Origin of the sequence: Enterococcus sp. DIV1368f (assembly GCF_051712245.1) — a bacterium.
In the GTDB taxonomy this organism is placed as follows: Bacteria; Bacillota; Bacilli; order Lactobacillales; family Enterococcaceae; genus Enterococcus; species Enterococcus faecalis.
The window spans coordinates 70,645-92,329 of record NZ_JBIOON010000001.1 but is presented as its reverse complement, the minus strand read 5'-3'; the positions used below and the strand labels follow the sequence as shown (position 1 = coordinate 92,329).

The window sequence follows — 21,685 nt, the reverse complement described above, 5'->3', positions numbered from 1 at the left end:
TTTAATTGATTTGAACTTATACTGCATATACAGTTGATCCTGCTGCCCAACTTGATCTACCGCTCCAGTTTAGCCCCACAGACAAAGTTCCTGCAACAACTCCAGTAGGTGCTGTTCTACCTCTAATATCAAACGTTCCTAACGCCACGCCGCTAGAAGTACGTATTCCGCATTGTGAATATTGGCTTTTCAAAGGAATAGCCCAGTCAGGCAGGTTTGCTATAACAGTGTTTTGAGTATTACCACCCTTTTCAACATTAAAGTTAATATGGATTCCGCCCCCTACTAATTCTTCAACATAACTAGCATCAGTAATACCTTGATTATCAACAAATCCGTTTTGATAACTCAACTTAGCATATTTTTGATTTCCAGATAATGAATTGGTGGTGATATAGTCTATACCTAATTTAGTCATATCTGCAAACTTGTTTTCTGGAACTGTCCAAGTACCAACTTTAAAACCAGCCATATGCAATGCTTTAACATTTGCTGTTGACAAGCTAGAATTACTATATGAGCAACTAACAGCCGCTGGAACACCTAGTTTTTTGATCTGAGTAATTACACTTTCGTTAATCGCATCAACAAAGTAATGTAGCTCTATATTAGGATAGTAGGTTCTGATCGTGTTCAATATATTGACACCAAACGACCCAATAACACAATTTGCTTCGCCGTATCCATAAAGATCCAACGTATCTTTTAACAAATCAAAATTATCTTTGCTATAGGTTCCAGATTTGACTTCAATAACTGGTACTTTGTTTAATTCTTTACAGATTTTTAAATACTCTTCAAACGTAGGTGGCGTTTTTTCTTCATCTGATAACTTAGAAACATTAGCACCAGCATCAATTCTTAAATTTCTAAATTGTGCCAATGTCATGGATGATACTTTACCAGTTCCGTTTGTTGTGCGATCCACTGTGTCATCATGCATGACAACCCACTGACCATCGCTTGTGACCTGAATATCCGTTTCGATACCCCAATGACGTCGAACCGTTTTAAATGCTGGAATAGAATTCTCTGGATATTCTGTATTGTTTCCTCGATGGGCAATCCAATTCAACCCTTCCTTCCATCTTTGACGTTGTGCCTTCGTGTCATTTTGATAGAACTCTTTTGTAACCAGTTTTTCATCCGATTCCTGTTTCGTATATGCATCGCCTTTAGCGATAAATTTTTCATCCGATTCTACACGTGTATAAAAGTCTGCAGCTCGTAATTCTTCTAGGGCGGCATTCATAGCATCAGTAACTGTTTTTCCAATTGTTGTAATCTTGGTTTCGCTATCTGTAGCCACCTTTGATATACGACCTTCTGCATCGCTGACTGTTTTATCAATTTTCGCTTGTAATACATTCATTTCTTTTTTAATTGATTCAATACGAGCAACTACCGCATCATAATCAGCATCTATTTTTTTTAAAGCTGCTTGATAGGCCTCATTTAACGCTGTTACCAATTTGTTGTATTCTGTGATAATCGTTTCTGCTTCCTCTGCGTCAATGTCAGCATTTCCTTTAACAATAATTTTAAAGTCTCCGGTAGTATCTCTTTTCCCATCTTTTTGAAACGAGAAATATGCTCTCTTGTACGTCCCTTCCACGCTAAACGCTGCACTAGGAAACGTGTATTCAAATGTTCCTTTTTGCAATCCAGCGTTATTAGAAGAGACGTTTTCAGAATCAAAAACTTTCACTTTTCCGCCTGCCGGTTCGCCCTCAAAAGTAATGACTCCACCCGACAAATCGGGTATCTCATCTCGTCGAGAAATTTTCACAGTAATTGTTTGCATTTTTTCGTCGCCAACACGACCATAAATAATTGGTGGCATTATTGGATCCTTAGAGAAATCAAGATTTAATATTTTATTTGCCATCAAATCCCTCCTCTATGATATTTTCTTCTATTCTTGTTAGGTTTGTTTATTTTTTCTTCTAATTGTTCAATTTTTTCAATAAGTTGTTTATTAGTTAAACTGTTAAGCATCACTTGTTTATTCATATCTAAACTTAAATAGTGGTCTTCATTATGTTTAACACTTAAAAATGGTGAATATTGAGCAATTAGCCCAAGTTCTCTTTTATTAGAAGGCTGTTCTATTGGATTATTACTTTTATAGTGTTGCTTTCTATCAAATTCCACAAAGTTTAATTTTTTGGTTTCTTTGATACCATCAATCTTCGTATCTGTTATATTCTCCTTTAGCCGAACATCTGATTGATTTAGAATTGAAAAACCATTCATGTTTAAATTAGAGTAAAATCCTAAGTTAACATTGTTATTCACTGTAAATTTTGTACTAACACTAGTATTTACCAATGTTGAATTTTTTATTTCTCCAGACCCTCCAACATAACTTCCACCCATGTTTAAATTTGATATTTGAACCCCTGCGTCAAAAACTGTAAAGTGTCTCGCAACATCGTTCCCTGAGACTTTTTTTGCTCCGACACTTGCTAACACTCCTGGTTCAGAATAAATATGGATTTCTTCTTTGCCTAAAGAAGTAGAAAATGCTCTACCCAGACCTCCTAACTTATTTAAAGTTCCTTCTTTGTTAAATCGCACACCATCAGAATTTAGTTGCATCAATTCAATTTCTCTAGAATCATATATTGAAAATTTGTTAGCATCCATCGTTGATTTTAAAACATTATTATAGTAGTTCTTGATAGCTCCCTTTGACATTATAATTTTGTTATAGCCACTTTCACTTGTAATGTCACTACCTGTAATTGTCACACCTATAATGTTAATAGCTCTCAATGTTCCTGTAGCCATCCTGTCTGCAACAATTAGCCCATTATTTGTCATTGCTAACTCATAGTTACCGTTATATCCAGTTGAGCTAAATCCCAGCCCTCCAACATTCCACCGCCAGACTTTTCTAGCAGTATTTATACTTGTCGTATCCATAATTAATAGTTCTTGAGGATCTGCAAGCGACGGATATATGAGCACATGACCTTTTCCTGGATTTTTGATAATATCAGATGCTTCTTTTTGCGCTTGTTCAAGCCAATCTATTTTGTCTGACAAATCATTAATATTTTCTTTTGAGTCTTCAATTACCTTAGCAAAATCAGTTCTCGCTTCACCTAATTCGATTGACTCATATCGGTCTAAAGAAATATTCCACACAGTTTTTACAATTTGTGCCGTTGTATTAATGTTTAATTGATTAAACGCAACCGTTACCCAATCACATAAATCTACAACCTCAAGGCTTTTAAGTTGTTCATCTGAGACGGAACTCGCTAAGTCTACATAACTAGCTTTTATACTTACACGAGGAATCCCCACATTATTAGACTTAATAAACGATTTAACCATGCCGCGTAAAGCTTCAACATCTTTTGGCTCTTTATCACTAAAATCAACCATTTGTATTCTACGTTCCGTATAATTACTGACATAGTCACTATCAATATATATTTCTGGTAGAGTGATTACTTTTTCATCATCGCCATTACCGATTTTAGCCCAGCCATATATTGAAGTATACGTATTTTCAATGGATTCCTCTTGATTAATATCTGTTAAATTTTTACCGTAGGCAATGACTACATTCGTATCGGTACCGGCTTTTGCTAACAAGCGAACTTGATTATTATTAAAAAGATATTCCCCACCGAAATTATCTAAAATTGAACCAGCGACACCGCCTAAAACTTCTTGCGCATTTTTATATTTTGCGGGGTCTGTAAAATCAATTGAAGATGTAGTCCCCACATCACTGTAAAAAGTAAAATCACTTTTAGGCTCCATCTGACTTCTTAATTGATTCAATGCTGTTTGTGCCGAAATATTAGAATATTTGGAACCGATTTTTACCATTGTGCGCAACAATTTATAGCGATAATGCTCACAGTAAACAGTGACAATCCCTTTGATTGGTTTTGTAATTTGTGCAATTTCAAACCGTTGACTTTTAGCGACCAATGTCGGTCCAGCATCAGCGACTATCCATCTTCCTACTTTCAGCTCATGAAACAAATTCCCTACCACTGGATACTGGAATGTCATATCATAAATACCATTACGTTCCCTTGTAGAAAGAGGATTTATTGCATCTTGTAAAGGACCTATGCCTAGGGAGTTCCAATTGTTATTTTTCTTATCATGTAAAATAATCGTGCTCATACGGCTAAAGTCCTCCATTTTGGCTTAATTTTAAAATCAGTGATATAGGTATAATTGATAATGCTTTCGCCTGGGGACAGAGTGATTGGGTTATAACCATCTGTATTTAAAAAGCAATATTTTGTGATATTAAGGCCACCATCTTTATAAGCAATGCCTTCTTCGCAATCTAGCGTAATTTTTCCTGTTCCAGCTTCTTTTGCAATCCTGAATTGTTGGCCATTAATATAAATATTACTATCTTGTGTACTACTAGTTTTATTGAAAGTTATAATTGGCAGACTAGAAAAAGCTTCTGGATTCCTAATACCACCTCCACTTTTTATATCTCTTTCATCATCACCATCAAGACGAAAAACGAACGGCTGGCACTTAAAAACAAAATCAACATCTAACCAACTTCTTGTTTTGTCTGCCGCATCTACTTTGCTGTAGCCTAGCGCCTTATAATAGTATTCGCTATATTCACTAAAAATAAGCGGAGCGTAATCTTTTGATAAATAAAGCCACGCAGCTATATCTCTTAACTGCGCGGCAATAGTTGTATCTGCTTGTTTATACAATCGTACTGGAAAGACCTTCTCGATGTCTTTATATTTTCCTTTATCATAAATGACATCAGAGCTCCTTCCATCTACCTCTGTAAACTGCAAAGCGGCTTCCGGAATAGTAAACGTCATTTCGTTTCTTATCCGCATAGCGAATTCATTCGATTGTTTCCCTCTAAATTGAAAATATGGATAGTTCGTTAAATCCATTATAGCCGCCCCCTTGTTTGTCGTTCTGTGAGTGTTGCCAATTGTTGAGAAGTTTCTTCAATTGATTTCTCATTAGAAAGATCTGCATGTTCAATGTTTATATTGATTGTAGGATTGTAGGTTTTCGCAAAGTTGCTATTATTTACAATTTGGCTACCCAAATTAGCAGCGCCCATCATATTTGTGTTTAATGCTAATTCTGGACTAGTAAAGTTAAAATTTGAAAAAGCATTGTCAAATGAGAGTTCCTTAGAAATAGAATCTGCCATATTAGAAGTAAGATGTTTAACATTATCAAATCCTGCTATTATTCCCTTTTCTAAACCAAACATTAGTGCAGAACCATTATCAATTAAAACTTTTTTATCATATGGAATTGGACCTTTTAAACTAGCGATAGTATCTGCGATACCACTAACAAAGCCTTTAACTTTTTCAAATCCCCATTTTATTCCTTTTAGTAATCCACCCATTAAAGATGTACCTGCATCCCATAGTTCATCTCCAACAATTGCAGAACCTAAACTATTTACTAATCTTTTTACTGCCTCTCTAGCCTCTTCTTTATTATTATCAATACCCTCTGCTAAACCATTAATTAATCGTATAGCTGCTTTCCACATTCTATCTGAGAAATTAATAATATTCTCAACTAATTTATCAACTAAATCTGCAGCAGCGTTTACTAATCTGTATAAATTATTTCCAATTCCTTCTATACATTTCACTACTAAATCCATACCTGCATCGACGATTCGTGATAGATTATTAGAAATACCTTGTAGTACGCTAACGATTAACGTCACTCCGGCATCAATGATATCAGGCATTCTAGAAGATAATCCATTTAAGAAATTAATCATCAAATTAACAGCCGCATCGATAATATCTCCCATTCTATTACCGATTGCATTAACAAAATTAACGATAATACTAATTGCTTCATTAGTGACTTTGCCAATATTATTTGCAATTCCACGAAGAAAATTAATCAACAAATTGAAACCAGCTTGCAAAATATCAGGCAAATGTTTATTCAACTCTGAAAGCCACGTGATAATTAATGTAGCCATGTTTTGCACTATTTTAGGTAATTGTTCTGTTATACCTTGAAGCAATGCATTGATTAAACTAGCTCCAGCTCCTAACAACTTTGGTAGTGCTTCAGTAAGTGAACCTAAAAAAGTAGTAATAATCATCGTTGCTGATTCTATGATAGTCGGCATAACTAATAAGATACCATTAGTCAGTGCATTGATTATTTGTACTGCAGATTGAGCAATGATAGGCAACAGCGTGACTATTCCATTAGTAAACGCCATTATCAGTTCCCCAGCAGATACTACAATGCTTGGCAATCCTTGTGCGATACCAGAAATAAAACTAGACACTACTTGTAAAGCTCCAGTAATAATACCTGGTAAAGCATTGGCAATCGCACCTAAAATTCCTTGTAGCGCTGTACCAAAATTTGTACCTAATTGTGGCCCATAAGTCTTGATTCCTTCAGCTAATCCTTTAAAAGAATTCATAATTGTATCAATACCTTTATTTACATCTCCGCCACCCAGAGCTTTTGCTAGTAATTCAAAAACTTTTATAAAAAGACCAACGGGACCCATCATTCCTAGGATAACCATTTTAAGAATTTTTAAACCTACACCAACTATATCAAATGATTTTCCAACTCTCTCAGTTGGGTTTATAAGTTTTTTTAGAGAATCTATCACATTTTTTATTGCTTTACCGATTTTCATGATATTTTGCTCACCTTTGACGGTGAATGCTCCTTCAAGAAAATTACCTAATTCGCTCATATTTTTAATTGAACCAGACATTATTTTTCCGATTGCCTTTATCCCAAGTTTCATATCATTAATTTTTCCAGTAAAATTAATCATTCCTTGCCAAAGACTTTCAGGAAATAGCTTAATAAATTGAGACCTTAATTCCGCGATTTTCTCTCCTGGACCATTGGTTAGCATTTCAACAAAGCCTTTACTTAAAAGCTTTAATCCTTTAAATACTTGATCAATGGGTTTCATGAACGATTTTAAAGTCAACACCATTCCATCAACCTTATTCCTAAAAGTATCTGAAGTTTTATAAAAATAGATGAAAGCTGCGATTAATGCACCAATTCCAGCGATAACTACAGCAAAAGGATTTGCCATCATAGCCACTTTCATTAATGAGAAAGCCGTTTTGACACCATTAATTGCTGTTTTAACACTGTTCATAATTCCGATAGTTGCTTTGAAAGCAATAAAGCCTGCTATAGCACCAACAATAACAGAACCTAGAAATTTAATTATTTGAGCATTTTTACTAATAAGTTCAAACAATTTATCAAAAATAGGAAATTTATCGCCAATTGAGTCTAATAGTTCTGCAAATGCCGCTTTTACATGAGGAATAGAAGCTTTGACAAAAGTAACAATCGCTCTTGGTAATGCTTTTAATATATTTCCAATCATGGGAATAAAGTTACCAAAAAGAAATGTGGCCGTTGTTTCTGCTAACTGATTTAAAGAAGGTTGGATATCTTGTCCAAGAGCCATTTTACCAAGTACATTAGATAAAGAAGCTTTCATAGCTGCGAATGAACCGCTAAGTGTCTCTGCCGCTTCTTTTGCTGTAGTTCCTGTGATATCAAGATTTTCTTGTATTGCGTGAATGGCATTGTATACATCACTTAGGTTACTAATATCATATTTAACGCCTGTAAGTTTTTCGGCATCAGAGAGTAGTCGTTGCATCTCTTCTTTTGTACCACCGTAACCTAATTTCAAGTTATCAAGCATTGTATAGTTTTGCTTTGCAAAACCTTGATAGGCATTTTGAATATCTTGCATATTTGTACCCATTTTGTTGGCGTTGTCAGACATATCAATCATAGCCATATTTGCAACATCTGCTGCTTTTTCTGTATCGCCACCAACAGATTGTAGTAAACTAGCGCTAAAACTTGTTACGTTTTCCATATATGCATTCGCTGATAACCCAGATGTTTTATACGCTTCATCTGCATACTTTTTTACTTTGTCCGCACTACCTTTGAATAATGTTTCAATCCCACCGAGGGATTGTTGTAGATTTGCTCCTTCTGAAATTGCGGTAGAGAATGCAGTTTTAATTGATGAAATAGCTTTGCCTACAACTGCAGAAGCAACTTTTACTAATCCCATTGAGATAGCTAAATTTTTTATAGAAAAACCAGCTTTGTCACTACTGCCTTCCAATTGATCTAGCTGGCTGTTAAGCCCAGCTACACTTTTACCATTAACATCAACATCAATTACAACTTGCCCATCAGCCATCTTCTTCCTCCTCTCCTAAGTCAGTATTAGGTAAGGCATATTTCCTTTTTAACTCTCGCATTCGACGTTTTTCTTTACTTGATTCCCCTTTTTGAGGTTCCCAATTCCTAATCTGAATAATCCTCTGCATAATACAATTATCTGGTAGACTCTCTAAAAGTGCTTGAAACTCTTCCCAACTCATTTTTCCTTGTTCTTCGAAAAGATTAATACCAATTTGACGAAAAGAAGCATAGATATACTTGGCATCATAAACCAAATCTATATCTTTACTATTTATTTTAGTTGGTAATTCATTGCCTAATTCATCAGTTTCAACTTCGGAATGTTGACCTAAAAGCAGGTATTCATCATAAACGTATTTAAACATTTCAAATTTTTGTAGTATATCTAAATCAACTTCCCCAACTAAGATTAGAATCGAAAGTTCAATCTTATCTTCTAATATCAAACTCTCATCTTGCATTATTTCAAAAACATCAAGGACATGATCAAACGCTAAGTTTATTGGAAATTCTTTGCCCAAAAACGAAAAGGATGTAGTCAGCGGATTATTCAACCGCATAATACTCATCCTTTCTTTTTGCTAACTTTTTTTAGATATTCTTGTTTTAATTTTTTTGATTTTTTACCACGCTCATCTAATAATTCAGTCTGTTTCTTAGTGTATTCTTCAATAGATTCACTAATACCTACTGATAAATCGTAAAAGGCGTTTAGCCATGCGATTATGTCTGGGATGTCTTTATACAAAATTGCAAACGTACCTTCACCAAGTACGGAATCATACCCTTTTGTCAACACAGAAATATATAATTCATCACTCATTTCCTCAGAATTTTCATCTAAGTCTTTCAGTTCTTGTACGACTTTATCGTACGTTTCTTCATATTCTTTTATATGCTCTAATGAACAATCAAAGAAAAATTCGTGCCCAGCAATTTTCACTGGAAAACCAGTACGCTCTACTTTAATCTCTAATGCTTTCATTTAATTACCTCCATAAATAAGGACAGCCAAATAGCTGCCCTTATTTTCGTATATATGCTTGATTATTAAGTGTTAAGGTATGTTGTGCTGTTTTCTTACCATCCTCTGTTTCGCCTTCGGTAACATAAGTACCAACTGGTACCGTTTCTGTCCAAGTAATATTACCTGTTTCAGAGACAGCAAGGCCTTCTGTTACAGGCGTAATAGAATAGTTTACTTTTTTATTTGTAGCATTTTCAGGCAAAACAGTTGCTGTGATTTGTCGGCTACCTGCAGTACCCGCATTTGCTGTGGACGTTTTAGGAGAAAACTCTAAGCCTGTTACAGCAATTGGCGATGTTTTAAATGACGGTACATCTACTTTTTCGCCGCCGTCTGCAAAACCTACTTTGTATGTTCCTGATGGAACGTCGGTGTTTGGCTCAATACCTGTAATTTCTAGAGGGCTTGGACTAGCCGGAACAATGACTTCCTCACCTTTATAAACAATATACTCTCTAGCCATTCTTATTCTCCTTTCTCCATTTCAATGATTACCCCAGTTTTAGTCGGAGTCATTTTACCGATTACTGGGGTTATACTTTTGGGGTGATATTAGGTAAGGTATCAAAGGTAATCGTGCAGCTGAAATCTTCATACTCTGTCGCATCTCCTGCACCAGCGACAATATCTGTTACTGTTGCACGCCCTACATAAGTATCGCCATTCGTCATAATAATTTTATGCCAAATCTTACGATTTTCTCCAATTTTGTATTTTTTACTTGCAATTAATTTTTGTGCGGGATCTTCTGGGTCATAAAATCCTTCAGGACTATAAGCACCAGAAACAGAAGTCACTGTAGTTTCTGGTGTACCATCGCCATCATAGAAACCTGCATCGTCCGTTTCTTCATCGGTATCATCGCCAATTGAACTAATGTACTTGGCAAGACGTTTCCACTCTAACTCGGTAGTTGGTGTTGTTTCTTTCCCAGGTACATACTCAGCAATAAAATGCTGCCGTTTTGCATTTTTGTTCCGTGCAAACATTTGAATATTCATTTTTAATAACATTAATTTTCCTCCTTAAATGTGGTTAATTTTGCTTGAAAATCTAATAAAAAAACGAACCAACCTTGTTCATCAGCTTCATTAATGAACGGTTTGCTCGTTATCATTAAATTATTACACTCAAAAGAGCCATCTTTACTTGATAATTCTTCAATACTTTCTAATACATCTGAAAGAAGCCACAACGTATGCTCTAACTTATTACCGTCTTTTGATTTCATGGCAATTTCATAGTTTAACAACTCGTCTTTGATTCCGTCATAATATTCGGTTTCTACCTTACCGCCCGGTAATGGGTATATCACTAAACTTTCTAGTGCTGAAAGGTATCCTTTCCGGATATTTAACGGCAAATTAGGAATCTGGTTTATCTTTTCATTTAAACAATCAAGAAAATCCATTACTTAATACCCGCTCCTTTCAGAAAAGCCCGTTTCCATGAATTTAGATAAGCGCCTTTTGCTTTTAAATCCCATCTTGGCCCAGTACCTGGTGTGGTATATTTTTTTCCGTTCAAATAAAATTGACGTTTCGCGTATTTCGTGCCGTAAATAATCTTTTCACCATTGCTTGATAAATGAACGCTTTGCCTTAAAATATTATTCTTTCGTGGTACAAATTGGTTCATATCTGCCATCGCTTGATTACCTAACGCATATCTGCCTCGTCTCATTGCATCGGGGCTTACTTTGGTTCGTACACCGCTTAAATTTACCTTAATCCCCATCAGACCACCTCAATTTCATACGAGTAGACATTATTCGAATAGGCTTCAATTACGGTATCAATTTTAGTGATCACGTGTTCCTTGCCATCGTAAATAACCAATGATTGTTCTTTGAAGTCAGGCAAAGGCGTAGTCAATTCCTGATAACAGAAAATCAATCCGTTATAAAGCAATTGTTTACCGCTTGATGAAAAGGTATATTGGCTTCCTCTGTCAATCCGGCAATACTCAATAAGAACTGGTTCCTTGTATACTGGCTTGTTCCAATCGCCCTCCCCTAAGTACTCTTTATACTCAAAGGAATCAACTAAGAACTTTTTGGGTGGCTTTGGCATTAGCATGACGAAACACCTCGATATAACAAACCTGTACCTTCCAGATACAAATAAACGTCTTCGGCAGTCAACGACTTACTTTCGTTATTTCCAGAAGGATTGTAGCGACTGGCATTAGAAATACTCGTACGGCCTGCTGAAAAGCTTTGAGGGGCATTGTTGATACTTTCATACGTATCCGCACCAACATCGACAAAATACATTATTTGCGCACACAGAGCGAGTTTAAACTGTTTCACTCTAAATTGCCTAGAATCTTTCGTTATATCATTGAACTGATAAAAGTAATTCGTTACATTATCAATTGCTGCGGTGGCTTTTACTAAATATTTGTCAAAGTTATCTTTATATTCATCTGTGGCGCCTGTAAGCTCTTTAAACTCTTCAAAATCAATATAGGACATCTTAGATTCCTCCTAAAAAAGAAGGAGACTAAGCTCCTTCTTCCATTTCAATAACTACCCCGCTTGTTGTCGGCGTTAGTTTACCAACTTTCGGGGCTACGCTTTTGGGACATATGACACATAAATAGCTTTTTTCGCATTATCAAATACAATTGCATCATAGTAATCCAAACCTTTAATTGTATCACGGTAACCACTACGGTCTTGCGAAGCTGGCACAGTATCAACTGTCCCATATTTGACAATTGGCGCAACTGCAGTTAAAGGAACAATGATAAAGTTTAATTTATCTTCAATGTTCACACCTGAGAAACGGTCTTTCGCCACTTTTAAGATGGGCACGCCACCGTCAATTTGAGCTACTGTGCGATTAATACCATTGATTGCCATTTGGTTAGTAGAAAATGATTTTGTTACCCCTTTGGCATTTTTTAGCAAGCGATAGGTTGCTGCCGAAACGAACATTACATATCCGCCAGGAACTTCGTTGTCTGTCATATATTCTTCTGCAGCATCATAAGCCGCTAAAATATTGTCTTCTGTTAATGTTTCATTCACTTTTTTTTCAGCATTATCAAACATAACTTGTACTGCTACTTTGTCACGATGCGGTACAGTGACTAAACGCTTGTGTTCTGTCACAATGTTATTAATCGTTAACGCTGCACTTTCAGACTGATCTAATTGATCAACATCATAACCAAACCAGTCTTCATGCGTTAATTTGATTGTTTCTTTGGCGATATCAATTTGGTTACGTGCATTTTCCCCATTACGTTTGTATTGCGTTGCTTCCATGAATCCTGACATCTTATTCACTCGTACTTCGTTCACGCCTACAAAATCAGCTGCAGTGATACTTTTTGCGCCTTGCGTCAAAATATCCCATACTTGGGAATCTGCGCGATATTCTTTATCAATTGTTGCTAAATCTTCTGAATCTAATACTACTGCCATAATTATTCACCTAATCTTTCTTGAATTTTTTGTACAATGCTTTTTCCACCTGCTGCATTGCCTGCAGGATTTCCACCAGCCAAAATTTGAGGCGTTGGCGGAGTTGGTTCAGGGTCTTTTGCTTCTTGAAACAAGAATGATTTATTTTCTTGAAGTCCCTTTAATTGTTCTTCAAAGCCTTGTAACTTACCGTCAACAACTTTAATAGTGTCTTTATCTAAAAGACCAAGAACAATCGTTTCATCAAGTGCATTCGCTTCTTTTAAAGCCAATTGAATGGCAAAGTCTTTTTGTTGTTCGGCTAATTGGTTTTCAGAATTGGTTTTCGCCTCATCGAACTTCGCTTGTAAATCGGCCAGATTTTGAGATAACTCTTCGTTGCCTTGTGCTGATTCTTTTAAGGCCGTCAATTCTTCTTGATTCGCTTTTAGTTCTTGTTTAGCGCTGTCACGTTCACTTTCTGCGGTAGCTACTTGCGCATTCAGTTGCGTGACGGTCTTACCATGTAAAGCCATGATAGACTTCGCTGTTTCTTCCTCAATGCCTAATGCGATTAAATCCTCTTTTTTCATAAATCTGTTCCTCCTAAGTGTTTTTTTGAGTGGCAACTCCCACTGTGAGCCGTCTTTTTGAGACTTCCGAGCAGGTCTAGGTATAAAATAAAAAGCCTAACGGTAGTTAGACCTGTTTTCTTCTTCTCTTTTTAAATATTCTTCGTATTCGGCATCTAGTTGATCGTATGGATCATCGCTTGGCCCGATATTCATTTGAAACCCGTATCTAATTAAAGCGATAGTGATTGTCAGTGAACAACCCATTATAGGTAACCCAATCACAACAGCAATAAATTTTAATAGCATTCTATAAAACTCCTCTCAAAAATCATCGTAACGAAAATCTTTTAGCAACGTATTAACTGGGGTGTAAACTTTTTCACGGGCATAATTTCTGCCTAAATACTCATTAGAATCTACTAGTTCTCGTAGTTTCGCTTGGTTTGCTCTTACTTTCTGTTGCCATTGTTTGGCGTTGTCAGTCTGTCCTAATGCTTCGGAAACCATTTGATTCTTTTTAAACCTAACGATTTGACGTTCCAGTTGCCGTTGACGCTTAGTCAATTGAGCGACTTTTTCATTTTCTTTTGCATCAACTTTCGGTTGATTGTTCGTGTTAACGCCAGGAATAAAAGGGATGTGTAAATGATTGCAGTTTACTCCCCGATGGCCTCCAGCGGTTCCATATTTAGCTTGCCAATAAGGATCGTAGATACTTTTATATTTGCTACCCCTTGGAACGGTTCTGCGTAAATCAACCACATGTCCTTGAATCTTTGAACAAGCTTTTCTAGCCCCCATATGGCTAGTGACAAGCACCGTATGAACGCCATATTCACCCATACGGTCTGTTCGCAACTGATTAAAGGTATTTCCTAGTGTTGACTTCAAAACAGTTCTAATGTATCTTTCCAAACTCCACGTGTGCCCGCCTTTATCTATAAAAGTGGACTTAATTCCTTTTTGCGCCCATTCTTGCAATGTACGTTCTAACGCTTCCTCAAACGTAAATAAGCCGCTGTTAAATGCAGCGACTGTCTTATTAATGATTTCATTGTACATTTGAGTGGTAACTGTTCCATAACCAAAGTTAGTGGATAACAACGTTTGGTTTACATAGTTGTTAATATCAGACCACACTTGGTCGTGATAGGCTTTCATGATATTGTCTAAATCCGTTGGCATAGGCTTTGGGTCATACGGCAATTCTTTATCCAAGTCTTTTACAATCTTTTGCCCGGTGCTTTCAAACATTCGTTCTATTTCAGATTCAGCAATTCCCGTTACTTGAGAAATGATTTTTGCTGTTTCTTTGTTAAATAAATGCAGTTCTTGTAACTTTTCTCTTTGCCAATCTAATATGTCACCACTCCCATTTTTTAAACGCTTAGCGATGATTCGTATTAATTCGCCCTCTAACGATTGGTAGAGGTGTGACATATTAGAGGACCATAAATCTAATTGATGAGGTGTAATCATTATTCCTCATCTCCTAGTTCATTTTCCGCCGATATTCTTTCTTGTTCTGGATAGTCCATTTCTAACGTTTCTGCTCTAATCTCGTAAACTATTTTTTTGGCCTCTTTTTCAGTCACACCAGTTAATTTCTGAATAGCGCTTAGTTTTGATGAAAGACCAGCTGTAACTAATTTAGAGTAATAATCAGCTTTGGCATCTTGAGATTGAAAAACACCGTCATCAAAATCTATATTAATGCCTAGTTCTTTTGAATATTTGAATAGATTAAATGCTGCGGCCAATTCGAATATAGTTGTAATTAATTCTTTTAATGCTTCTTCCACAATTAAGACATTATCTGAACGGGTAGAAAAAGTCTCAGAATTTTCGCTGATGATTTCCGTAGCTGTTTTGACTGATTGTCCATCAAAGCTAAATGTTCCACTTGAAAAACCGGTTTGTAATTCAACAATGCGTAAAATAAAATTAATTGTCTCAATAAATTCCTGTGACCGTAACGTAGGAACAAATTCACTAATAAAAGGCTCGTCTGATTTCAACCGTTGATATACAGATGTCTTACTGTCAAATCGTTTTATAGGATTCCCTTTTTCATCATATCTAACTTTGAAGAAATGATCTGAAGCTAATATTTTTCTTCTCGCTTCTTCAACTTCATTCATAAATTCATCGTATTTTTCGTTAATATCAATCAATTGGCGCTTCGCATTGTCTATAATACCTAAACTCAATGGACTATCAATATCTATATTGTTTTTTCCAGCAAGTTTAATATAGACAAATAATGGTCGAGTAAATCCGACTAAAGCAGACTCTTCTTTTAGTTCCTTGTACTTGTCTAATGTCGGTAATGGTACCCTAACACCTGTTTGAGATTGTTCTTCTGAACGATACAATTCGTTTCTGATATAGTAAGTGCTATTTTCCCACTCATGAAATTCTAAAAGTGTGTAATAAACATTTTTCTTACCTTCAGTTTGTTGTGTAATCGTAGCAATAGCTGCTTCTGATATGTCATTAGTGTTGGACTGTAAAGGGTAAAAAGTATCAGCTCGGCAAAAGGATATTTTTATTTTGTTTGTCTTTGTGTCTACGTAGGGACGTAGGACAAGCCCTCCTATTGCATATCCTGCTTCCAGCTCTTCACCAAAGTTCTTACGAAACTTATTATCGTTAAAAACTGATTGTAAAAACTGGTCCGCTTCATCATCATCAATGCTTATCGCACACCCGTCATTAAAGACTAGCTTAGCTAATTTGCGAGAAACTACTTTTGATACATTTAATGAATGAAAAGCCCTGTGCATACGCATACCATCACTATTAACGTAGCTCACATCAGGAAACTTATTTTTATATATGCGTTTGTTGTCCATTATTCTATCGATTTCAGCAGTGTTTACTCCGATTTTTGGATGATCTGTAATTCTATTAAGTGTTTCTACCATACCTATTTTTGCACCTCCAATCCTGAACATCGCTTTTAATTTGTCAAACATGTAAACACCTCTTTTCTAGGCGATATAGGTTTTATAAAAGTAATTATTACCATACCTTGCTTCATCAAGTGCATGATTATATTTATCTACGGGCAATCCATTATCGTTTCTCACATACATAGAGATTTCTTTTTCAAAATTATAGTGGTCAAATTCTTCTCCACATTCTAAAACTATAAATTGGCCACTTGTCATAGTATTTTGTAGTCGTTGTATACCGACTTCTATTTTTAAACCATTACTTGAAACTTTATCTTTCCTATTGTTATCAGCTTTATCGGTAATAATCCCTATTAAGTCAAGCTCAGAACGTAACGTTTTACAGGCAGGATCGACAAAGAAATAATTCCAGTGTGGCAAATGGTTCCATTTTGTATAACACCACTCAACAAATTGTTTAATCTCTTTTGCATAAATTGACATCGCTTTTGTTTCTCCCGTATCCGTTCCGCTATGATAGTAGTTTGCTAAACGATACAGATAAAATTTTCCATCATAGAAGGTGACAACCCAAAATGCACAGGTAGTTGCATCAGCTTGGCCACCATCAGCAGTAAAAAACGTTTCAATGATGTTTCCTTTTATTTCGGTTGCTTTGTTGTTCTTACCGAACATTGAGTAAATAACACCTTGTGGTAGCACTCTATGACCATACCAGTCACGTTCTAAAAGATATTCGCTACTTGATAACTCATCGTATAACTGCTGCTTTCTTGATTCACTTAAGATTGGATTATCATCTGGTGTCCAGTGACGAAATAAAAAACGTCCTGATTTCTCAAAACGTTCTAACAATTCTAAATTAGGGTGATTCGGTGCTGGCGGATTCTGTTCACCTAAATGATAGCGCCATTCTGCAGCAAAAGTACGTCTAAAGCACTCATTAATAAAATCTTTATGCAGCAAGTTAAATTCTAAGAAAGTAACTGAGCCTAACGACATGCCCGTAATAGCACCAACCGAATTGATTTTACCTCCGCCTTTGTAATAAATCTTTTTTTCTCCGTTAGGTGCATATAAAAGCAAATGGTCCCCATGTTCATCATGTCGAATATCTGAAACGCCATCAAATATATGCATTAATCCTAAACCGTCACCGTCCATAAACATTCGGAAAGCTTGTTCTTGATTATAAGCAGTCACAAGATGGTTCTGGTCTGGTGAGCGTAAATAGAAGTCTGCCATTTTAAATATATCACTGGTGGTTTTTCCACTACGAGGAGTGCCTTCGTTTAATTCAAAGGTCACTTTGCTTGTGTTGAAATTAATGTTCGCCACTTGCTTATCACTAAAATTAATTACCATCGCTCACACCTCGTGATTTAACGTTGAGTAAAACTTCTAACAATTCGTTAGCTCTTCCACCAGCTGTTAACTTATCAGCATTATTAGATGCGATTTTTGCATCAGCTTCTGCTTTTTCTGTTTGCGCATTTAACAATTGTAATTTAATGCCTCTAGTAATTAGTTCTTCCTGTTGTTTTATTGCTTTAGTTAACTGATTGCTAATTCGTGTTAAAGCATCTTCAATCGCTAAGATGTCATCTAACTTTCTAAATGTCTTACGAGTTATTTGTACATCTTTCAAAACTTCTCTTTTGACAGTAACCATTTTCCCATCAATTGCCGATGGCTCTTTAACTTTCCGAAGCTGTTGCAAACGTTCAACTTCTTCATCATTTAAGCCAGCCTCTGCATCTTTTATGCGTTTAAGCATTCTATATTGGCGAATTTTCAGGATTCTTATTTCTTCATCCAAAATAAAAAAAGGATCATCATTCATATTAGAATAGATGTCCTTTTCTTCGTCAGATAACATATCGGCAAATATTGTTTCGTATTCGCCAGTTTTAATAGCGTTCTTATTACCTTTAGGAGGAGAACCTCCTTTGTTCCCCTTAGCATTTTTATTACCTGGCGGCGCTCCACTTTTATTGGTAACGTTACTATTCGATTTAGTAACGTTACCTTTTAATTCTTCCGCCCATTTATCAACAGATTTCCATTTCCTGATTTGAGAATCAGAAACATTTAGTTCACTAGCTAATTCTTTAAGAACCTTTTTCCCGCCTGAATCTAGCCATATTTTTTTAGCTTCATCACGACGAGGGTCTCTTTTTCTAGCCATCCATTAACACCACCTCACTTTTCGCTTCAATAGTTGAGTTTGTTTTCGTAAATCAAATATACTTCTCTACATTCTCTTGTACATGTTTGTCACTCCAACACCCATGACCGCAATATACCAACTTGCAATAGTCAATTTCTTGTGGTGTAGCTTCTCGTGTCATCTCAATGATGGAATATTCTTTCTTAATCTGCACCGACATTACTACCCGTTTATGTTGGTTTTTCATGGGTTTCGGATAATGGTGGTTCAGGGATATGTACCAATAATTATCCATCCTTCATTCCCTCCAAACAAAAAAAGAAGCCATCAAGGCAATCTCTTTTATTCATCATTCTTATTTGTTATAATTTTATTAGGTAGCAACTCCTTTTATTTTTAAATCAACACCTTATGTAATTCATGATTCCATGAAAAGACACACAATTAGCTACCTAACCGCTAGTATGTCACCACTAGCGGTTTTTATATGCATCAGACAAGACAATTAATGAATGATTTGCTATAATTTATTTACGGGTAGCGACATACCTTAGAAAATTTCTTGCACATGAAATTCCTCATATCGTACTAGCTACCTAACCACCCATGATTAATTTCACTGGTGGTTTTTTTGTTGTTCAGTAAACATAGTTACTAACTCATCATCTGAAGCTCGATTGCAATTAATGTAAAAAAAACAAACACATAAATGTTTTACAATTTTTTTAATATTTGTTAGAATTTTTACAGGCAGGAATTCCTTCTTGATGAATTTAGATTTTGCGATTTAAAATTCTATCAACAAGTCTTACTATAACTGCCTATCCGCTAATTTTCCGATATTAGCGGTTTTTTACATACTAAAAGAGACATTCTTAATTAATTTTATGTACTAAATATGTCATTTCTTACATAAATTGGATAATGTCTATCACTATTAATTTGCTATAATGCTTTTGGGTAGCAACTCCTTAAATGCTGAAACAGTTATTTACACCTAGAAAACCCATCTTTTTGTAATATAGTCTGCTACCTACCCACTAGATTCCATAGTCTAGTGGTTTTTTTACGTATAAAAAAAGACTGCACGGTGAAAGTGCAGCCTTAGATAGGAAGGAAAATCTTAACCGTCATCTGATCGTAAAGGTAGTTACATTTGACTTATTGACGATTTTTTTATTTAAGTAGCATAGCTACTTACTGGAATAACGAGACTCGAACTCATGATCCTACGATTAACAGTCGTATGCTCTACCAACTGAGCTATATTCCATCAAAATGTCACTTCCTATTGTTAATTATATTCTAAGGTGTATACTTCAAGTAAGGAGGTGATAACATGACTTATTCTACAGGTGAAAAGCCAGGCAAAGGCACCTATACTTGTACTAATTGCGGTCAGCAAGTTGTATTAGATGACAAAACAGATACACTGCCGCCATGTCCTAGATGTGATAATACAAAGTATAGAAAATAATTATTTATAAGCAGTCTTTTAACGGACTGCTTATTTTATATTAATTTACGAAGTGTTTTACCTTCATCATTTAAGAGCCATACTGCAACAATTTTAAAATCTTCGTAATATGGCAGGTTAATTGCAGTTGTTTGCTCCTTACCAAATGTAATGATAATCGGGTTACTCATGTTAAAAACTTTAACTGCATTACTATCACAAGAAGTCCCTGAAACCCCTCCGATATAGTCCACTAAAAGTTTCGCTGCTTCTTTACCTTCTAATTCTTTTTTATTAAACTTATCAATTTGCAATAACATATAAATCTTCCTTTCTGTCTGTCTTTAATTTTACATAAGCTACGCTAGCAATCGCCAAAATATATCACTCGCAAACCTGTAGAAAAAAGAGAGAGGAATTACACCCCATTTCTTTTAGTTTGAGAACGTCTGATTTGTGAGTGATCATTTGCAAACTACATACCGCTATCTTGACAAGTGCTTTCAGCGTACGTCTACGTGTAAGCTTAATGCCAAGTTTATTGCAATATTTGGCTACCTACGACTAAACGAGACCAAAAGAACTGGACTTTCCACATCCTTATTCTTTATTTTTTATAGGTAGCCTCAAAAGATAAGTGAAACGGAGCTAAGATAGGTAATGCATGCCTTACCCTCGTCTCCTTATCTTTCGACACTACCATAATAACACCTAAATATTGATAAAAACCGCCAACTTTCCGCCAAAAAACCGCCAAAAATTTTATTTATATGCAATTATTTTTCCATTTCGATACGCTTCGGCAAATTCAATTAAAGCCTCTGATTTCATTCGTTGAATACTTCTTTCGGAATATCCAACTTCCCTAGCTATCTTGTAATTAGAGTAATGGTCCTGCACACAGAAACTATAATGCAAAATTTGTCTGCTAGTTAGGCTTAATGCCATAAGCGCAGATAAAATTTCGTCTCTTTCTGCTTCTGCATCTGCTAATTGTACTAGCGCATCTTCTGCTTTGTTCCCATGACTTTGGCTTTTAGGCATATCTGTAATAATTGGTGATTTTAAATCTATCAAAGAGCGACCAGCTATTCGCTCTAAACGTCTAAAATTCTTCAACACATTTCTGGCATTCGCTTTTGTTTGTCGAAAATCTACTTCTTTTAGCAATTGAATCAAGTGGAATCGCTCCTTTTGTGGTATAATAACTATGTCGAAAATATTTCTCACAGCCGGAGCAATCTGGCTTTTTTTATTTTCTACTAAATATACTTTTTACAATACGTACTATGAGATAGTATTTTCAAATACATTTACTCATGATATAATCATATTAACTTTCTTGGGGATTTTATTTCTGAAATAAATTTCTCCTTTTCTATGATAACTGGCGGAAAACAGTTATCGATAGTTCCTGTCTCCACCAGAGACACAATGTCAACCTTATTTGTTGGCACTATTAGCACTTTACTTGGGAAAAGTGCTAACTACCACATTAGTCAGCCATTGGTCGGCTGGCTTTTTGTTTGCAAAAAATCGGCTAGTTATTGTAAAAAAGTTGCAATAAGTTAAAACTCCAATGTAATTGGCCTCCCGTATTTTAAAATTCTCCATTCGCCATCTTTTGTATTGGTTTTATTCATATGATTTCTTTCATCACGAGCTATCGTATAATCGAAAAATAAATCGGCTTTCTCTGCTCCATGTAAGTACTCAACATACACTCCATCAACTTGCCTTCCTAAGATAAAAACTTCTGGATAACTCATACGCTGGAACCCCCTAAATATAGCCCTAATCCCAAAATAAACGAGCATGAAAGGAAATAAACAAGGTCACTGCTTGTTATGTCATTGCCATACACGAAATGGCTCACGGTTGCTTTTGCT

The 21,685-nt window shown here is 35.7% G+C and carries 24 protein-coding genes and 1 tRNA gene; 1 reads left to right on the top strand and 24 read right to left on the bottom strand.

Features of this window, described 5'->3' with window-relative positions; translation table 11 throughout:
• Positions 1 to 16: 16 nt before the first annotated feature.
• The 21 genes from IGL07_RS00495 to IGL07_RS00395 all read right to left on the bottom strand — a co-directional run bounded on the left by IGL07_RS00495 (position 17) and on the right by IGL07_RS00395 (position 19,613).
• On the bottom strand, positions 17 to 1,843 hold the full coding sequence (locus IGL07_RS00495) for a glycerophosphodiester phosphodiesterase family protein (RefSeq protein ID WP_438747235.1): 1,827 nt from the start codon (positions 1,841 to 1,843) through the stop codon (positions 17 to 19).
• A gap of 44 nt (positions 1,844 to 1,887) precedes the next feature.
• Positions 1,888 to 4,155 (bottom strand): phage tail spike protein, encoded by a 2,268-nt coding sequence (locus IGL07_RS00490; protein ID WP_438747234.1) that lies wholly within the window; start codon positions 4,153 to 4,155, stop codon positions 1,888 to 1,890.
• Positions 4,152 to 4,913 carry a distal tail protein Dit gene (locus IGL07_RS00485; protein WP_002411214.1) on the bottom strand — a complete coding sequence of 254 codons (762 nt, stop codon included), beginning with the start codon at positions 4,911 to 4,913 and terminating at the stop codon, positions 4,152 to 4,154. Before IGL07_RS00485 ends, IGL07_RS00490 begins: the two co-directional genes overlap by 4 nt.
• Positions 4,913 to 8,233 (bottom strand): hypothetical protein, encoded by a 3,321-nt coding sequence (locus tag IGL07_RS00480; protein WP_438747233.1) that lies wholly within the window; start codon positions 8,231 to 8,233, stop codon positions 4,913 to 4,915. Before IGL07_RS00480 ends, IGL07_RS00485 begins: the two co-directional genes overlap by 1 nt.
• On the bottom strand, positions 8,226 to 8,807 hold the full coding sequence (locus tag IGL07_RS00475) for a Gp15 family bacteriophage protein (protein ID WP_333493723.1): 582 nt from the start codon (positions 8,805 to 8,807) through the stop codon (positions 8,226 to 8,228). The genes IGL07_RS00480 and IGL07_RS00475 overlap by 8 nt, the downstream gene beginning before the upstream one ends.
• Complete coding sequence (locus IGL07_RS00470) at positions 8,804 to 9,223, bottom strand: DUF6673 family protein (protein WP_002411217.1); 420 nt, start codon at positions 9,221 to 9,223, stop codon at positions 8,804 to 8,806. The genes IGL07_RS00475 and IGL07_RS00470 overlap by 4 nt, the downstream gene beginning before the upstream one ends.
• A 40-nt stretch (positions 9,224 to 9,263) precedes the next feature.
• Positions 9,264 to 9,728: a phage tail protein gene (locus IGL07_RS00465; protein WP_438747232.1), complete on the bottom strand. Its 465-nt coding sequence runs from the start codon at positions 9,726 to 9,728 to the stop codon at positions 9,264 to 9,266.
• Positions 9,729 to 9,798: 70 nt separating this feature from the next.
• Positions 9,799 to 10,278 (bottom strand): phage tail tube protein, encoded by a 480-nt coding sequence (locus IGL07_RS00460; protein WP_010784202.1) that lies wholly within the window; start codon positions 10,276 to 10,278, stop codon positions 9,799 to 9,801.
• Positions 10,278 to 10,676 (bottom strand): minor capsid protein, encoded by a 399-nt coding sequence (locus tag IGL07_RS00455; RefSeq protein WP_438747231.1) that lies wholly within the window; start codon positions 10,674 to 10,676, stop codon positions 10,278 to 10,280. Before IGL07_RS00455 ends, IGL07_RS00460 begins: the two co-directional genes overlap by 1 nt.
• A complete protein-coding gene (locus IGL07_RS00450) occupies positions 10,676 to 11,002 on the bottom strand; it encodes a minor capsid protein (RefSeq protein ID WP_231411084.1) in 327 nt (108 codons plus the stop codon). Before IGL07_RS00450 ends, IGL07_RS00455 begins: the two co-directional genes overlap by 1 nt.
• Positions 11,002 to 11,343, bottom strand: a complete 342-nt coding sequence (locus IGL07_RS00445; protein ID WP_016618526.1) for a putative minor capsid protein — start codon at positions 11,341 to 11,343, stop codon at positions 11,002 to 11,004. The genes IGL07_RS00450 and IGL07_RS00445 overlap by 1 nt, the downstream gene beginning before the upstream one ends.
• Positions 11,337 to 11,741: a hypothetical protein gene (locus tag IGL07_RS00440; protein WP_002408952.1), complete on the bottom strand. Its 405-nt coding sequence runs from the start codon at positions 11,739 to 11,741 to the stop codon at positions 11,337 to 11,339. Before IGL07_RS00440 ends, IGL07_RS00445 begins: the two co-directional genes overlap by 7 nt.
• A gap of 96 nt (positions 11,742 to 11,837) precedes the next feature.
• Entirely contained in the window at positions 11,838 to 12,698 is an 861-nt protein-coding gene (locus IGL07_RS00435) for a capsid protein (RefSeq protein WP_231411085.1), read from the bottom strand.
• Positions 12,699 to 12,700: 2 nt separating this feature from the next.
• Entirely contained in the window at positions 12,701 to 13,270 is a 570-nt protein-coding gene (locus IGL07_RS00430; protein ID WP_063855942.1) for a phage scaffolding protein, read from the bottom strand.
• Between the two features lie 96 nt (positions 13,271 to 13,366).
• A complete protein-coding gene (locus tag IGL07_RS00425) occupies positions 13,367 to 13,558 on the bottom strand; it encodes a hypothetical protein (protein ID WP_231411086.1) in 192 nt (63 codons plus the stop codon).
• 15 nt (positions 13,559 to 13,573) lie between these two features.
• Positions 13,574 to 14,731, bottom strand: a complete 1,158-nt coding sequence (locus IGL07_RS00420; protein ID WP_438747230.1) for a phage minor capsid protein — start codon at positions 14,729 to 14,731, stop codon at positions 13,574 to 13,576.
• Entirely contained in the window at positions 14,731 to 16,230 is a 1,500-nt protein-coding gene (locus tag IGL07_RS00415) for a phage portal protein (RefSeq protein WP_033626102.1), read from the bottom strand. Before IGL07_RS00415 ends, IGL07_RS00420 begins: the two co-directional genes overlap by 1 nt.
• Positions 16,231 to 16,245: 15 nt before the next feature.
• Positions 16,246 to 17,535, bottom strand: coding sequence for a PBSX family phage terminase large subunit (locus IGL07_RS00410; RefSeq protein WP_010824925.1), 1,290 nt, complete (start codon positions 17,533 to 17,535; stop codon positions 16,246 to 16,248).
• Positions 17,525 to 18,358, bottom strand: coding sequence for a phage terminase small subunit (gene terS, locus IGL07_RS00405; protein ID WP_438747229.1), 834 nt, complete (start codon positions 18,356 to 18,358; stop codon positions 17,525 to 17,527). Before terS ends, IGL07_RS00410 begins: the two co-directional genes overlap by 11 nt.
• Before the next feature lie 52 nt (positions 18,359 to 18,410).
• On the bottom strand, positions 18,411 to 18,635 hold the full coding sequence (locus IGL07_RS00400) for a hypothetical protein (protein WP_002404955.1): 225 nt from the start codon (positions 18,633 to 18,635) through the stop codon (positions 18,411 to 18,413).
• A gap of 905 nt (positions 18,636 to 19,540) precedes the next feature.
• A tRNA-Asn gene (locus IGL07_RS00395) sits at positions 19,541 to 19,613 on the bottom strand.
• A gap of 66 nt (positions 19,614 to 19,679) precedes the next feature.
• Between IGL07_RS00395 and IGL07_RS00390 the strand changes: the two genes are divergently transcribed.
• Positions 19,680 to 19,817 (top strand): zinc ribbon-containing protein, encoded by a 138-nt coding sequence (locus IGL07_RS00390; protein WP_010773976.1) that lies wholly within the window; start codon positions 19,680 to 19,682, stop codon positions 19,815 to 19,817.
• Between the two features lie 35 nt (positions 19,818 to 19,852).
• Here IGL07_RS00390 and IGL07_RS00385 read toward each other — a convergent pair whose 3' ends face one another.
• The 3 genes from IGL07_RS00385 to IGL07_RS00375 all read right to left on the bottom strand — a co-directional run bounded on the left by IGL07_RS00385 (position 19,853) and on the right by IGL07_RS00375 (position 21,565).
• Entirely contained in the window at positions 19,853 to 20,116 is a 264-nt protein-coding gene (locus IGL07_RS00385) for a hypothetical protein (RefSeq protein ID WP_002357363.1), read from the bottom strand.
• A 442-nt stretch (positions 20,117 to 20,558) separates the two neighbouring features.
• The gene (locus IGL07_RS00380) at positions 20,559 to 20,975 is read right to left on the bottom strand and encodes an ArpU family phage packaging/lysis transcriptional regulator (RefSeq protein WP_325826208.1); all 417 of its coding nucleotides are present in this window, start codon (positions 20,973 to 20,975) and stop codon (positions 20,559 to 20,561) included.
• A 389-nt stretch (positions 20,976 to 21,364) separates the two neighbouring features.
• Positions 21,365 to 21,565, bottom strand: coding sequence for a hypothetical protein (locus tag IGL07_RS00375; protein WP_002414920.1), 201 nt, complete (start codon positions 21,563 to 21,565; stop codon positions 21,365 to 21,367).
• Between the last annotated feature and the right edge of the window lie 120 nt (positions 21,566 to 21,685).